Raw genomic sequence first — 13,449 nt, forward strand, 5'->3', positions numbered from 1 at the left:
CCCGTGGGCGGGGCACCCCCCCGGCCCCCCAACGCCACCCCCATCAACCTCGCCTCTCGCTCCCCGGTCCCCATCCCCGGCCCCAGGCACAGCGCATTGATCCGCCCATCCTCCAGCACCCCGGCCAGGGCCGCCCCATCCGCCACCTCGCGCAGCATCACCGCATCCAAGCGAGCGGCGTTCTCCGGAATGGCCTCGGGCGGGCACCCCAGCGTCACCAGCCCCGCCCCGATCCGCAAAGCCCCCCGCGCCGCCAGCCGCGCCGCCCCGCCACGGCCGGAGGGACCGGAGAGGATGAGGGCGTGGCCGTGGGAGTATTTGTGATCGACACTCCGCTTGCCGAGTTTGTCCCGACGCCATTGCTCACGGGCGACCGAGGTCACGAAGGTCGATCCCGTCGCTTTCCGTAGGCCGATGTCCTTGACCACGACCTTGCCGCAATGGCGCGGCCCATCGGCCAACACATGCCCGAGCTTCAGGCGGTGAAAGGTCACGGTCAGCATTGCCTCCGCGACCCGGCCATCGAGAGCGGGCCTGCCAGAGGCGTCCGGCAGATCGGGGACCAATGGTCGACCGCTGTCGGCACACAAACCGGACGGAACATCGACCGCGACCAGTCTGGCCGGGATATATCCCATGAAGGTATGGTAGATCGCATCCCTTGCCGCTCCCGTCAGGGCTCGGGTCAGTCCGGTGCCGAACAATGCGTCGATCAGCACATCTGCCGCGACGGGAGGCCTTCCATCCGCCTCGGTGTTCAGCTCGGCGATCGGTCCCGCCTCTCCCATCCCCCGCCACCGCTCATGGTTCACCCGCGCATCCGGCGGCAGCCGCTCGGGGTCGCCGTAGAGGAAGACCTCCACCTCCCAGCCCCATTCCTTCAACAGCCGCGCCACCACGAACCCGTCGCCGCCGTTGTTGCCCGGCCCGCACAACACCACCGCCCGCTGCGAGGTCGCAGCCAGTTCGGGCCATTCCTCGAACACCGCCTCGACCACCCCCCGCCCGGCGCGTTCCATCAGTTCCAGGCCCGTGACCTCGCCACCGGCAATCGCCGCCGCCTCGACGGCCCGCATCTGCGCCGCGGTCAGAAGTTCGGTCATGTCGCCGGCCCTGCAGTTCCCAGATCGCCCGCCCCGCAGGCGCGTTGCACAAATTTTGGGCGCACCCGCAGGAATCCCTCCGGCAAGGCGCATGACCAGAGCCTGTCACATTGTCCCCCCTGCGGGGAAGTGGTGAGAGAAGCAAAGACGAAAACCGCGGGAGCCGGCCCATGAAGAAAGTCGAAGCGATCATCAAGCCGTTCAAGCTGGACGAGGTGAAGGAGGCGCTTCAGGAGGCCGGGATCCAGGGCCTCTCGGTCACCGAGGTCAAGGGCTTCGGTCGCCAGAAGGGCCATACCGAGCTTTACCGCGGCGCCGAATATGTCGTCGACTTCCTGCCCAAGGTGAAGATCGAGGTCGTCCTGACCGACGACATGGTGGACGCCGCCATCCAGGCGATCGTCTCGGCCGCGCGCACCGACAAGATCGGCGACGGCAAGATCTTCGTCACCCCCGTGGAACAGGCCATCCGCATCCGCACCGGCGAGACCGGAGACGATGCGATCTGAGACCCGGGCCTGAAAACTTTCGTCGAAAATTTTCAGGCTTTCAAAACCATCAACCCCCAAACCGAAAGGCCGTCAGATGAGCGCCGTTGCCAAGGCACTGCAACTGATCAAGGACGAGGAGATCGAATATGTCGATGTCCGTTTCACCGATCCCAAGGGCAAGCTCCAGCATGTGACCATGATCGTCGACCTGATCGACGAGGAGTTCTTCGAGGAAGGCTTCATGTTCGACGGCTCGTCGATCGCGGGCTGGAAGTCGATCGACCAGTCCGACATGAAGCTGATGCCGGATGCGACCTCGGTCTACATCGACCCGTTCTACGCGGAAAAGACCCTGGCCGTGCATTGCAACGTGGTCGAGCCCGACACCGGCGAGGCCTATTCGCGCTGCCCGCGCCAGATCGCGCTGAAGGCCGAGGCTTACCTGAAGTCCTCGGGCATCGGCGACGCCTTCTACTGCGGCCCGGAAGCCGAGTTCTTCCTGTTCGATGACGTCCGCTACTCGGTCACGCCGCGCAAGGTGGCCTATGAGATCGACGCCGAGGCCGCCGCCTGGAACACCGACACCGTGACCGAAGGCGGCAACTACGGCCACCGCGCGGGCCACAAGGGCGGCTACTTCCCGGTGAACCCGATCGACGAGGCCCAGGACATCCGCGGCGAGATGCTCTCGACCATGAAGCGGATGGGGATGCGCGTCGACAAGCACCACCACGAGGTCGCGACCTGCCAGCACGAGCTGGGCATGATCTTCGGCGGTCTGGTCGAGCAGGCCGACAACATGCAGAAGTACAAGTATGTGATCCACAACGTGGCGCATGCCTATGGCAAGACCGTGACCTTCATGCCCAAGCCGATGAAGGGCGACAACGGCAGCGGCATGCATGTCAACATGTCGATCTGGAAGAACGGCAAGCCCCTGTTCTCGGGCGACAAATATGCCGACCTCAGCCAGGAGGCCCTGTGGTTCATCGGCGGCATCCTCAAGCATGCCAAGGCCCTGAACGCGCTGACCAACCCCGGCACGAACAGCTACAAGCGCCTGATCCCGGGCTTCGAGGCCCCGGTCCTGCGCGCCTACTCGGCCCGCAACCGCTCGGGCTGCGTGCGGATCCCGTGGACGGAAAGCCCGAAGGCCAAGCGCGTGGAAGCCCGCTTCCCCGATCCGTCGGCCAACCCCTACCTGTGCTTCGCGGCGCTGCTGATGGCCGGGCTTGACGGCATCCGCAACAAGATCGACCCCGGCCCGGCCTCGGACAAGGATCTCTACGACCTGCCGCCCGAGGAACTGGCCGAGATCCCGACCGTCTGCGGCTCCTTGCGCGAGGCGCTGGAGGAACTGGAGAAGGACATGGATTTCCTGCTGGCGGGCGACGTCTTCACCCGCGACCAGCTGGAAAGCTACATGGCCCTGAAATGGGAGGAGGTCTATGCCTACGAGCACACCCCCCATCCGGTCGAGTACCAGATGTACTATTCCTGCTGAGCCCTGGGCCAGTGATGCGAAAGGGCGCCTCCGGGCGCCCTTTTCCGTGCCGGTGTCCACAGTGGACCGATGGCGCACACCCTTGATCATCGTGGCCGGGCGGGCCGGCGAGGGAGGGCTGGCGCGACCGCCTCCTCGTTCGACTTCGTCGACCGCCTCCTCGTTCGACTTCGTCTCCTCGTCGGAGGCGCCCGCGAGGAGTGACGAAGTCATCGACGAGCCCGCCCCGCCACGGTCGACCGCGTCAGGGCTCGAGTTCGGCCAGGAGGCCCAGGTGGTCGGATCCGAAGGCCGGGCGCAGGGTGATCCGGCCGCCGTCCGGGGCGAAGGCGTGGTCGATCGGCAGGTGCATCAGCCGGCCGAAGCCGAGATAGGTGCCGCCGGTCGGGCCGGCCTGCACGCCCCCTGCCGCCGCCGCCAGGCGCCGCACCGAATTGGCCCAGCCCACCATGTTGAAATCGCCCGCCATCAGGACCGGGCCCTCGAACCCGGCCAGCACCGGCAGAAGCCGCGCCACATGGCCCGCCTGGTCTTTCGGCCAGGGCCAGGACAGGTGGATCGAGACGATCCAGACCTCGCGCTCGGCGAATTCGACCCGCAGCGCGGCGAGGCCGGGGGCGCAGGTCTCGCTGCCCGCCACGACGGGCAGGCGGGTCAGGACCGCATTGCCGCCGCTGCCGCCCTCCGGACAATGCAGCTGGCCCGGATAGTCGGCCTTCAGCGCCTGCAGCAGCGCGAGGTTGGGCTCCGTCACCTCTTGCAGCGTCACCGCCAGCGGCCGGGTCGCGCCGATGTCGTCGGCCAGCGCGGTCAGCTCGGCATTCGCGTGCCACACGTTCTTCTGGTAAAGCAGGAACACCCCCGGCGGACCCGGCCAGAGGAAGTCCAGCGCCACCTGCGCCCCGGTCACCAGCGCCAGCAGGGTAGAGCCGAAAGCCGCCATCTGCAGCCCGGACAGCCCCGCGACCAGCGCCAGCAGCGCCAGCGCCCCGGCGGCATAGCCCCGGCCCACGGCCAGCGAATCGCCCAGGGGATGCAGCCAGCCCAGATAGCCCCCCGCCAGCGGGATGATCGTCAGCACCAGTGCGATCCTGACCAGCGCGGTCCAGATCGGATGTTCGTTCCCCATGTCACCACCCACTCTCGCCCGGTCCCGGCCTGCCGCAACCGGGCGGCCCCTGTTAGAGCGCGCGCGCCCGCCCTTCAACCCCGCGCCTTCAACCCCGCGACTGCGGCGCCATCATGGCGCCAGGCCGGTTTTCCGCGCCTTCGGCTTGCGCCCCCTGCCCCTGCGGCGTAAGGGGCGGCAACTTTCCCAGTCCAGAGGTCCATGATGATCCCGCGCTATTCCCGCCCCGAGATGGTGGCGATCTGGTCCCCGGAAACCCGCTTCAGGATCTGGTTCGAGATCGAGGCCCATGCCTGCGACGCCCAGGCCGCCCTCGGCGTGATCCCCAAGGCCAATGCCGAGGCGGTCTGGCGGGCGAAGGACGTGGAATTCGACGTGGCCCGGATCGACGAGATCGAGGCGGTGACCAAGCATGACGTGATCGCCTTCCTGACCCATCTGGCCGAGCATGTCGGCGCCGAGGATGCCCGTTTCGTGCATCAGGGGATGACCTCCTCGGACGTGCTGGACACGACGCTGAACATCCAGCTGGTGCGGGCGGCGGACCTGCTGCTGAAGGGCCTCGACCGGGTGCTGGCGGCGCTGAAGGCCCGCGCCCTCGAACACAAGGACACGCTGCGGATCGGCCGCAGCCACGGCATCCATGCCGAGCCGACCACGATGGGCCTGACCTTCGCCCGCTTCTACGCCGAGATGGCGCGCAACCGGCGGCGGCTGGAGGCGGCCCGGGCCGAGGTGGCGACCGGCGCGATCTCGGGCGCGGTCGGCACCTTCGCCAACATCGACCCGGCGGTCGAGGAGCATGTCTGCAAGATGCTGGGCCTGGCCCCCGAGCCGATCAGCACCCAGGTGATCCCGCGCGACCGGCACGCGATGTTCTTCGCGACGCTGGGGGTGATCGCCAGCAGCATCGAGAATGTGGCGATCGAGATCCGCCACATGCAGCGGACCGAGGTGCTGGAGGCCGAGGAATTCTTCTCGCCCGGCCAGAAGGGATCCAGCGCGATGCCGCACAAGCGCAATCCGGTGCTGACCGAGAACCTCACGGGCCTGGCGCGGCTGGTGCGGATGGCCGTGGTCCCGGCGCTGGAGAACGTGGCCCTCTGGCATGAGCGCGACATCAGCCATTCCTCGGTCGAGCGGATGATCGGGCCGGATACGACGATCACGCTGGACTTCGCGCTGCACCGGCTGGCCGGCGTGGTGGAAAAGCTGGTGGTCTACCCCGAGAACATGTTGAAGAACATGAACAAGTTCAAGGGGCTGGTCATGTCGCAGCGCGTGCTTCTGGCGCTGACCCAGGCCGGCGTCAGCCGCGAGGACAGCTATCGCCTCGTGCAGCGCAACGCGATGAAGGTCTGGGAGAAGGGCGCCGACTTCAAGACCGAGCTTCTGGCCGACCCCGAGGTCACGGCGGCCCTGTCGCCGGCCGAGATCGAGGAGAAGTTCGACCTCGGCTATCATACGAAGCACGTCGACACGATCTTCGCCCGCGTCTTCGGGAAATAGGCCGCCGGGCCGCGCGATTTCCGGCTTGATTGCGCCCGGCCCGTGCTACCTTTCGGCTAGCAATACCGACAGGAGGACGACCATGAAGATCGCAGTCACCCTCGCCGCGCTGGCCCTCTCGGTGGTGCCGGCCTTTGCCAACGGCTGCCATGACAAGGTGAAGGAGGAGACCACGGCCTCCTGCATGCCGGGCTATGTCTGGGATGCGGCGACCGCGACCTGCACGGCGGCAACGTCGAGCTGAGGCGGATAAGCCCGCGTTAACCCGCGGCTGCGAGGCTGGACCGGAGAGATTCGGAGCCGCCCCGCATGACCCAGGACCTTGTCCCCCTCGCCCGCATCGCACCTGCGCGCCGGGCGCTGTCGATCACCGGCCCCGACGCGCGCCGGATGCTGACGCCACGGGCCAAGGCGGCGATCATCGTGCGCTACCTTCTGACCGAAGGCGCCGCGCTGCCGCTCGCCTCGCTGCCCGAGCAGATGCAGGCGGCCCTGGCCGAGCAGATGGGCCAGATGCGCCTGGTCGACCGCACCACCCTGGACGAGGTGGTGGACCAGTTCCTGTCCGAGCTGGAGTCGGTGGGCCTCGCCTTCCCCGGCGGGATCGAGGGGGCGCTGAACGTGATGGACGGCCATATCTCGCAATCGGCGGCGACGCGGCTGCGGCGGATGGCGGGGGCCGCCGCGAAGGGCGACCCCTGGGAACGGATCGTGACCCTGCCGGTGGAGCGGTTGCTGCCGATCCTGACCGACGAGGCGGTGGAAGTGGGGGCGGTGATGCTCTCGAAACTGCCGGTGGCGCGGGCGGCGGACCTTCTGGGCAAGCTGCCCGGCGACCGGGCGCGTCGGGTGGCCTATGCGGTGTCGATGACCGGCAACGTCGACCCCGAGACCGTGCGCCGCATCGGCCATGCGCTTCTGGCCGAGCTTGACAACCAGCCCTCCCGCGCCTTCGAGACCGCGCCGGTGCAGCGGGTGGGGGCGATCCTGAACGTCTCGCCCGCGCTGACGCGGGACGACGTGCTGCAGGGGCTGGAGGCCGAGGATGCCGCCTTTGCCGCCGAGGTGCGCAAGGCGATCTTCACCTTCGTCCACATCCCCGACCGCGTCCCGCCCCGCGACGTGCCCAAGATCACCCGGCTGGTCGAGCAGGCCCAGCTCGTCACCGCCTTCGCCGGCGCGCAGGGCAGGCCCGAGCTGGAGGCGGCGGCCGAGTTCATCCTGGCGAATATCTCGCAACGCCTGGCCCAGGGCCTGCGCGAGGAGATGGGCGCGCGCGGCAAGATCAAGGACAAGGACGCCGAGGAGGCGATGAACGCCATCGTCAACGCGATCCGCGGGCTGGAGGCTTCGGGCGAGATCACCCTGATCCAGCAGGAGGAGGAGTGAGGGGGCCGCGCATGGCGGCCCCCGCAAGATCAGAAGCGGTAGTCGAGACGCAGCGACAGGTCGGAATCGTCCATGTCGAGGCCGGCGTCGCCGTCGAAATCGTCCTTCTTCTGGACCAGATATTCCAGGCCGGCGACAAGCCGCGGCGAAATCGCGAAGCGGGCGCCAATCCCGTAAATCGGGACGCTATCGGACAGGTCCAGGTCGTTGATTTCGTAGCTGGACATGCCGACAAAGGCGTAGGGCAGGAAGCGCCCGGCGTCGTAGCCGCCGATCAGCTTCAGCCGGGTGGCATCGAAGTCGCCGCCCGTTTCATAGTCGCCGCTGACCTGGGCAAGTTCCCCGCCCAGCACGAAGCTGCCGAAGTCGCGCAGATAGCCGGCCTGGACGCCGAAGCCATCCAGATCAAGATCGGTGGCACCGCCATCATCGCTGAACTTGCCCTGGAAGGCCGACAGGCCGACGTAGAACCCCGTCCAGTCCATGCCGGGGGCCGGAGCCGCCGCGACTTCGACCGGCGCTTCGACCACCGGCTCGGCGATACCGCCGGCGACGGCCGGGCCTGCAAGCGCGGCAAGGGCCGCGATCATGATGGTATGTTTCATGGCTGTCCTGTCCTTTCGGGTGGCAATCATGACATTTGAATACACCTGTGGCCGCGCATTGCAGAGGCGTCCGCCGGATGGACATATGCGAATTCCGTCACGCGTGACCGAAACAACACGGGCACTTTCCCCCTTTCCATCGCCGCGCCCCGCCCCTAGCCTCCGCCGGATGCAGCCTCTCCCCCCCTCCTCCGTCTCGCGCGGCGTGGCGCTGATGATCGCGGCGATCCTGCTGTTCACCGCGATGGATGCCACCGCCAAGGGCCTGATCGGGCGCTATCCCGCGCCGCAGGTGATCTGGGTGCGCTTCGCGGGGCAGCTTGCGCTGGTGCTGGCGATCCTCGGGCCGGGGCTGGGGCCGGTCCTGCGCACGCGGTTCCCGGTGCTGCATTTCTGGCGCTCGGCCTCGCAATTCGGGGCGACGACCTTCTTCTTCCTCTCGCTGCCGCATATCGGCCTGGCCGAGGCCACGGCGATCGCCGACCTGAACCCGGTGCTGATCACGCTGGGCGCCGCGCTATTCCTGGGCGAGCGGCTGGGCCCGCGCCGCATCGCCGGCGTCGCCGTGGCGCTGGCGGGCGCGATGATCGTGATCCGGCCGGGGGCGGGTGTCTTCACCTGGTGGGCGCTGCTGCCGGTCTGCTGCGCCCTGTCCTATGCCACCTCGGCGCTGCTGACCCGGAAGATCGGCGCGCAGGAAAGCGTCTGGGCCTCGATGGTCTATGCGGCGCTGTTCGGCACGATCCTGGCCGGGGCGGCGCTGCCCTTCGTCTGGCAACCGATCGCCACCACCGACCTGTGGCGCTTCGGGCTGATCGCCTGCCTTGGCACCGGGGCGCAGCTTTGCATCATCCGCAGCTTCTCGATCACCGAGGCGAGCGTGGTTGCCCCCTTCGCCTATCTGGGCATCGTCTTCGCGGCCTTCTGGGGCGTGGTCCTCTTCGACCAGTGGCCCGACCGCTGGACGGTGTTCGGCGCGCTTGTGATCGTGGGCGCGGGACTTTATGTCTGGCACCGCGAAACGAGAGGCGCGCGCGCCCCAGGCCCCGATGTCGACCGAAGCTGACGACCGCCCGCCATTCCGGCTTGACCATTTCCTGGTGAACCTCGCCGCGCGCGGGCTGATCGGGCTGGCGCTGGCGCTGCCCTACCGCTGGCGGGTGGGCTTCGGCGGCTGGCTGGTGCGGCGGGTGGTCGGCCCGCTGGCCGGCTACCGGGCGCGGGCGCGGGCGAATCTCGCGCTGATCTGGCCCGACCGGCCCGAGGCCGAGCGCAACGCCATTGCGGATGCCTGCCTCGACAATGCCGGGCGCACGCTGATCGAGAACTATTCCGCCGCCGCCTTCCAGGCCCACGCCGCCGCGACCGAGCCGCAGGGGCCGGGCTATGCCGCCCTGATCGCCGCGCGCGACGAGGGGCGGCCGGTGATCCTGGTCTCGGGCCATTTCGGCAATTACGAGGCGGCGCGGGCCGCGCTGGTGGCGCGGGGGTTCGAGATCGGCGGCCTCTACCGCAACCTGCGCAACCGCTATTTCAACGCGCATTACGTGCGCACGATGGAGGCTTTCGGCGGCCCGGTCTTTCCGCAGGGCCGCGCCGGAACCGCCGGGTTCGTGCGCCACCTGAAGACGGGGGGGCAGCTGGTGCTGCTTTTCGATCAGGATGTGCCGACGGGGGCTGCGCTGCCCTTCCTCGGCCGGCCCGCGCGCACGGCGCTGTCGGCGGCGGAACTGGCGTTGCGGCTGAAGGCGGAGCTGATCCCCTTCTTCGCGATCCGCCAGCCGGACGGGCTGGACTTCCGGGTCGAGCTGGACGCCCCCATCCCGCACGGCGATCCCGAGATGATGATGCGGCAGGTGACGGCGGCGCTGGAGGAGCGGGTGCGCGCCCATCCGGGGCAATGGTTCTGGATCCACCGCCGCTGGAAAGGCAGGGCGCGTGGCGGGTGATTCACCCGTGCTTCCGCCTCACTCCACCCGGGCCGCCGCCAGGATCGTCGCCGGCCCCGCGCCCTGGACGATCACGGCGCCCGGCTCCTGCCCGGCGAAGGCCGCCGTCAGTTCCAGCGGCTCCTGCCCGCCCCAGTCGCCCAGGCCCTCCCAGGAGGTCACGATATTGGTGTAGGTGATCGTCCGCCCGGCATTCTCGCCGCGCTCGATCGTCACCGTCTCGGCCGGCTTGTAGCGGACAAGCTGCACCCGCACCGGCTCGGTCAGGGGGGGGTCGGCCTCGGCATGGATCACCAGCCGGTCGCCCTGGCGCGTCACGCTCAGCCGCACCGGCGAGCCTTCGGTCAGATGCGCGCGCAGCCGGTCGGCCGTCTCTTCCGGCGCGAATCCCTCGATCCGGTCCCGGCCGCCGATGATCAGCTGCGGCGTGTAGATCGTGCGCGAGCCCGCCGCCCTGGCATAGGCCCGCTGCCGGTCGGTGAATTTCGGATGCGCGAACTTGTCGGCCCAGCCGATATAGTCCCAATAGTCGACATGCAGCGCCAGGGGCAGGATCCGCGGGTCCGAGGCGAGCATCGCCACGAATTCATCGGCCGGCGGGCAGGCAGAGCATCCCTGGGAGGTGAAAAGCTCGACCACCACCACCGGCTCTGCCTGAACGGGGGCCACCGCCGCCAGCCAGAGGCCGCAAACGGCGCTGACGTAATGTCGCATGTCGCCTATCCTGATCCCGTGAACCCCTGCGCCGTTATAAGGATGCCCATGAGCCCGAGCCAATCAAGGTTTTGCGAGAGTTTGTCACCGTGATGAAATCCGGGGCTGGATATTCGGCATACAATTGCATACAATGGCGCACAGCAGCCGCCTTCGCTTAAAGGAGCCATCATGACCGTCACCGTCGGACACGACCAGAGCCGCACCCGCAAGACCCTGACCGCGGGCGGGCAGAGCGTCAACTACTATTCGATCCCGGCCGCCGAGGCCGCGGGTCTGGGCGCGTTCTCGCGGCTTCCCGCCAGCCTGAAGGTGGTGCTGGAGAACATGCTGCGCTTCGAGGACGGCAAGACGGTCACCGTCGATGACATCAAGGCCTTCTCGGACTGGGGCAAGAACGCGGGCAAGAACCCGATCGAGATCGCCTATCGCCCGGCGCGCGTGCTGATGCAGGATTTCACCGGCGTCCCGGCGGTCGTCGACCTTGCCGCGATGCGCGACGGGATCAAGGGCCTCGGCGGCGATGCCCAGAAGATCAACCCGCTTTCGCCGGTGGATCTGGTCATCGACCACTCGGTCATGATCGACGAATTCGGCCATCCCCGCGCCTTCCAGATGAACGTGGACCGCGAGTATGAGCGGAACATGGAGCGGTACGTCTTCCTGAAATGGGGCCAGAAGGCGTTCAACAACTTCCGCGTCGTGCCGCCCGGCACCGGGATCTGCCACCAGGTGAACCTGGAATACCTGGCGCAGACGGTCTGGACCGACACCGACCAGAACGGCGAGCTGGTGGCCTATCCCGACACCCTCGTCGGCACCGACAGCCACACCACCATGGTCAACGGCCTGGCCGTCCTCGGCTGGGGCGTCGGCGGGATCGAGGCCGAGGCCGCGATGCTGGGCCAGCCCGTGTCGATGCTGATCCCCGAGGTCGTGGGCTTCAAGCTGACCGGCGAGATGGTCGAGGGCACCACCGCGACCGACCTGGTGCTGAAGGTCGTGCAGATGCTGCGCAAGCATGGCGTGGTGAACAAGTTCGTCGAGTTCTACGGCGAGGGGCTGGACCGCCTGCCGCTGGCCGACCGGGCGACCATCGCCAACATGGCGCCGGAATATGGCGCGACCTGCGGCTTCTTCCCGATCGACAACGAGACCCTGCGCTACCTGCGCAACACCGGCCGGGACGAGGGCCGCATCGCGCTGGTCGAGGCCTATGCCAAGGCCAACGGCATGTGGCGCGGCGAGGATTACGATCCGATCTACACCTCGACCCTGCATCTCGACATGGGCGAGATCGTCCCGGCGATCTCGGGCCCGAAACGCCCGCAGGACTATCTGCCGCTGGCCGACGCCGCCCGCGCCTTCTACAAGACCGTGGCGGATTATCGCGGCATCGACGTCACCCCCGCCGCGCAGGCCATGGCCGCCGAAGGCCCCGCCCCGGTGCCGCCCGCGAAGGACCCGCGCCGGGTCGTCAGCGTCGAGGGCCGGGACTTCACCCTGACCGACGGCTCGGTGGTGATCGCGGCGATCACCTCCTGCACCAACACCTCGAACCCCTATGTGATGATCGGCGCCGGCCTGGTGGCGCGCAAGGCGCGCGCCCTCGGCCTGACCAGCAAGCCCTGGGTCAAGACCTCGCTCGCCCCCGGGTCGCAGGTCGTCAGCGAATACCTTGACGCCGCGGGCCTGCAGGCGGATCTGGACGCCGTCGGCTTCAACCTCGTCGGCTATGGCTGCACCACCTGCATCGGCAACTCGGGCCCGCTGCAACCCGAGATTTCGGCGGCCATCGCCGGGGGCGACCTGGTGGCGACCGCCGTCCTGTCCGGCAACCGCAACTTCGAGGGCCGCATCTCGCCCGACGTGCGGGCGAACTACCTCGCCTCGCCGCCGCTGGTCGTGGCCTATGCCATCGCCGGGGATCTCAACATCAACCTGACCCGCGATCCGATCGGCCAGACCCCGGACGGCAAGGACGTGTTCCTCAAGGACATCTGGCCGTCGAACAAGGAGATCGCCGACATCGTCCATGCGGTCGTCACGCGCGAGGCGTTCCAGAAGAAATACGCCGATGTATTCAAGGGCGATGCCAAATGGCAGGGGGTCGAGATCACCGAGGCCGAGACCTATGACTGGCCCGCATCTTCGACCTATATCCAGAACCCGCCCTATTTCCAGGGCATGTCGAAAGCGCCGGGGGTGATCAGCAACATCGCCGGGGCCCGGGTGCTGGCGCTTCTGGGCGACATGATCACCACCGACCACATCTCGCCCGCGGGCAGCTTCAAGGCCACCACTCCGGCCGGGAAATACCTGACCGACCGGCAGGTTCCGGTGTCCGAGTTCAACTCCTACGGGGCCCGGCGCGGCAACCATGAGGTGATGATGCGCGGCACCTTCGCCAACATCCGCATCCGCAACGAGATGCTGGACGGCGTGGAAGGCGGCTATACCAAGGGGCCGGACGGCGTGCAGACCTCGATCTACGACGCCTCGATGGCCTATCAGGCGGCCGGCACGCCGCTGGTGATCTTCGGCGGCATCGAATACGGCGCCGGCTCCAGCCGCGACTGGGCGGCCAAGGGCACCGCGCTTCTGGGCGTGAAGGCGGTGATCGCCGAAAGCTTCGAGCGCATCCACCGCTCCAACCTGGTCGGCATGGGCGTGATCCCGTTCGAGTTCCTGCCGGGCGAGACGCGCAAGACGCTGGGCCTGAAGGGCGACGAGGTGGTGTCGATCGGCGGGCTGGAGGGCGACCTCAAGCCGCTCAGCCTGGTGCCCTGCACCATCCGCTATGCCGACGGGACCGAGAAGACGATCCAGATCAAGTGCCGGATCGACACCGAGATCGAGGTCGAATACGTCGAGAACGGCGGCGTGCTGCACTATGTGCTGCGCAACCTGGCAACAAACTGACGCCGGATCGCCGACAATCTTTTTGCACCTGCAGGGAACCCCGGCCACTGGCCGGGGTTTTTCATTGGAAATTCAACAGGTGTTTGTTGCCGCGCCAATGAATGGTGCGCGGCAGCACAAGTCATTGTCACGCA

The 13,449-nt window shown here is 67.9% G+C and carries 12 protein-coding genes; 8 read left to right on the forward strand and 4 right to left on the reverse strand.

Annotated features, from left to right (window positions below; translation table 11 throughout):
* Positions 1 to 1,103, reverse strand: a 1,103-nt coding sequence (locus ACE3UA_RS00230) for an NAD(P)H-hydrate epimerase (RefSeq protein WP_374641297.1), incomplete at its 3' end; no start/stop codon positions are given.
* Positions 1,104 to 1,273: 170 nt separating this feature from the next.
* Here ACE3UA_RS00230 and ACE3UA_RS00235 point away from each other — a divergent pair.
* Together ACE3UA_RS00235 and glnA are read left to right on the forward strand one after the other, a co-directional pair.
* Positions 1,274 to 1,612, forward strand: a complete 339-nt coding sequence (locus tag ACE3UA_RS00235; protein WP_374641299.1) for a P-II family nitrogen regulator — start codon at positions 1,274 to 1,276, stop codon at positions 1,610 to 1,612.
* Between the two features lie 76 nt (positions 1,613 to 1,688).
* Positions 1,689 to 3,098: a type I glutamate--ammonia ligase gene (glnA, locus tag ACE3UA_RS00240; RefSeq protein WP_374641301.1), complete on the forward strand. Its 1,410-nt coding sequence runs from the start codon at positions 1,689 to 1,691 to the stop codon at positions 3,096 to 3,098.
* Positions 3,099 to 3,342: 244 nt separating this feature from the next.
* Here the strand turns inward: glnA and ACE3UA_RS00245 are convergent, their stop codons facing one another.
* Positions 3,343 to 4,227 (reverse strand): endonuclease/exonuclease/phosphatase family protein, encoded by an 885-nt coding sequence (locus tag ACE3UA_RS00245; protein WP_374641303.1) that lies wholly within the window; start codon positions 4,225 to 4,227, stop codon positions 3,343 to 3,345.
* A gap of 204 nt (positions 4,228 to 4,431) precedes the next feature.
* Between ACE3UA_RS00245 and purB the strand changes: the two genes are divergently transcribed.
* The 3 genes from purB (at position 4,432) to ACE3UA_RS00260 (ending at position 7,125) form a co-directional block, all read left to right on the forward strand.
* The gene (gene purB / locus ACE3UA_RS00250; RefSeq protein WP_374641305.1) at positions 4,432 to 5,736 is read left to right on the forward strand and encodes an adenylosuccinate lyase; all 1,305 of its coding nucleotides are present in this window, start codon (positions 4,432 to 4,434) and stop codon (positions 5,734 to 5,736) included.
* Positions 5,737 to 5,818: 82 nt separating this feature from the next.
* Entirely contained in the window at positions 5,819 to 5,980 is a 162-nt protein-coding gene (locus tag ACE3UA_RS00255; protein WP_374641307.1) for a hypothetical protein, read from the forward strand.
* A 65-nt stretch (positions 5,981 to 6,045) separates the two neighbouring features.
* Positions 6,046 to 7,125: a flagellar motor switch protein FliG gene (locus ACE3UA_RS00260; protein ID WP_374641309.1), complete on the forward strand. Its 1,080-nt coding sequence runs from the start codon at positions 6,046 to 6,048 to the stop codon at positions 7,123 to 7,125.
* A gap of 29 nt (positions 7,126 to 7,154) precedes the next feature.
* Here the strand turns inward: ACE3UA_RS00260 and ACE3UA_RS00265 are convergent, their stop codons facing one another.
* On the reverse strand, positions 7,155 to 7,730 hold the full coding sequence (locus ACE3UA_RS00265; protein WP_374641311.1) for an outer membrane protein: 576 nt from the start codon (positions 7,728 to 7,730) through the stop codon (positions 7,155 to 7,157).
* 169 nt (positions 7,731 to 7,899) lie between these two features.
* On the opposite strand from ACE3UA_RS00265, the gene ACE3UA_RS00270 reads away from it, so the two are divergent.
* Positions 7,900 to 8,796, forward strand: coding sequence for a DMT family transporter (locus tag ACE3UA_RS00270; protein WP_374641313.1), 897 nt, complete (start codon positions 7,900 to 7,902; stop codon positions 8,794 to 8,796).
* Entirely contained in the window at positions 8,780 to 9,679 is a 900-nt protein-coding gene (locus tag ACE3UA_RS00275) for a lysophospholipid acyltransferase family protein (RefSeq protein ID WP_374641315.1), read from the forward strand. The genes ACE3UA_RS00270 and ACE3UA_RS00275 overlap by 17 nt, the downstream gene beginning before the upstream one ends.
* 18 nt (positions 9,680 to 9,697) lie before the next feature.
* On the opposite strand, the gene ACE3UA_RS00280 is transcribed toward ACE3UA_RS00275, so the two are convergent.
* Entirely contained in the window at positions 9,698 to 10,393 is a 696-nt protein-coding gene (locus tag ACE3UA_RS00280; RefSeq protein ID WP_374641317.1) for a DUF1223 domain-containing protein, read from the reverse strand.
* Between the two features lie 171 nt (positions 10,394 to 10,564).
* On the opposite strand from ACE3UA_RS00280, the gene acnA reads away from it, so the two are divergent.
* The gene (gene acnA, locus ACE3UA_RS00285) at positions 10,565 to 13,315 is read left to right on the forward strand and encodes an aconitate hydratase AcnA (protein ID WP_374641319.1); all 2,751 of its coding nucleotides are present in this window, start codon (positions 10,565 to 10,567) and stop codon (positions 13,313 to 13,315) included.
* Positions 13,316 to 13,449: the final 134 nt, after the last annotated feature.

Source organism: Tabrizicola sp. (assembly GCF_041919135.1).
Classification (GTDB): Bacteria; Pseudomonadota; Alphaproteobacteria; order Rhodobacterales; family Rhodobacteraceae; genus Tabrizicola.

Coding starts and splice junctions, on each gene's coding strand:
- ACE3UA_RS00265 (WP_374641311.1), bottom strand. CDS start 7,730: ATGAAACATACCATCATGATCGCGGCCCTTGCCGCGCTTGCAGGCCCG.
- ACE3UA_RS00280 (WP_374641317.1), bottom strand. CDS start 10,393: ATGCGACATTACGTCAGCGCCGTTTGCGGCCTCTGGCTGGCGGCGGTG.
- ACE3UA_RS00235 (WP_374641299.1), top strand. CDS start 1,274: ATGAAGAAAGTCGAAGCGATCATCAAGCCGTTCAAGCTGGACGAGGTG.
- ACE3UA_RS00245 (WP_374641303.1), bottom strand. CDS start 4,227: ATGGGGAACGAACATCCGATCTGGACCGCGCTGGTCAGGATCGCACTG.
- glnA (WP_374641301.1), top strand. CDS start 1,689: ATGAGCGCCGTTGCCAAGGCACTGCAACTGATCAAGGACGAGGAGATC.
- ACE3UA_RS00270 (WP_374641313.1), top strand. CDS start 7,900: ATGCAGCCTCTCCCCCCCTCCTCCGTCTCGCGCGGCGTGGCGCTGATG.
- ACE3UA_RS00260 (WP_374641309.1), top strand. CDS start 6,046: ATGACCCAGGACCTTGTCCCCCTCGCCCGCATCGCACCTGCGCGCCGG.
- ACE3UA_RS00255 (WP_374641307.1), top strand. CDS start 5,819: ATGAAGATCGCAGTCACCCTCGCCGCGCTGGCCCTCTCGGTGGTGCCG.
- purB (WP_374641305.1), top strand. CDS start 4,432: ATGATCCCGCGCTATTCCCGCCCCGAGATGGTGGCGATCTGGTCCCCG.
- ACE3UA_RS00275 (WP_374641315.1), top strand. CDS start 8,780: ATGTCGACCGAAGCTGACGACCGCCCGCCATTCCGGCTTGACCATTTC.
- acnA (WP_374641319.1), top strand. CDS start 10,565: ATGACCGTCACCGTCGGACACGACCAGAGCCGCACCCGCAAGACCCTG.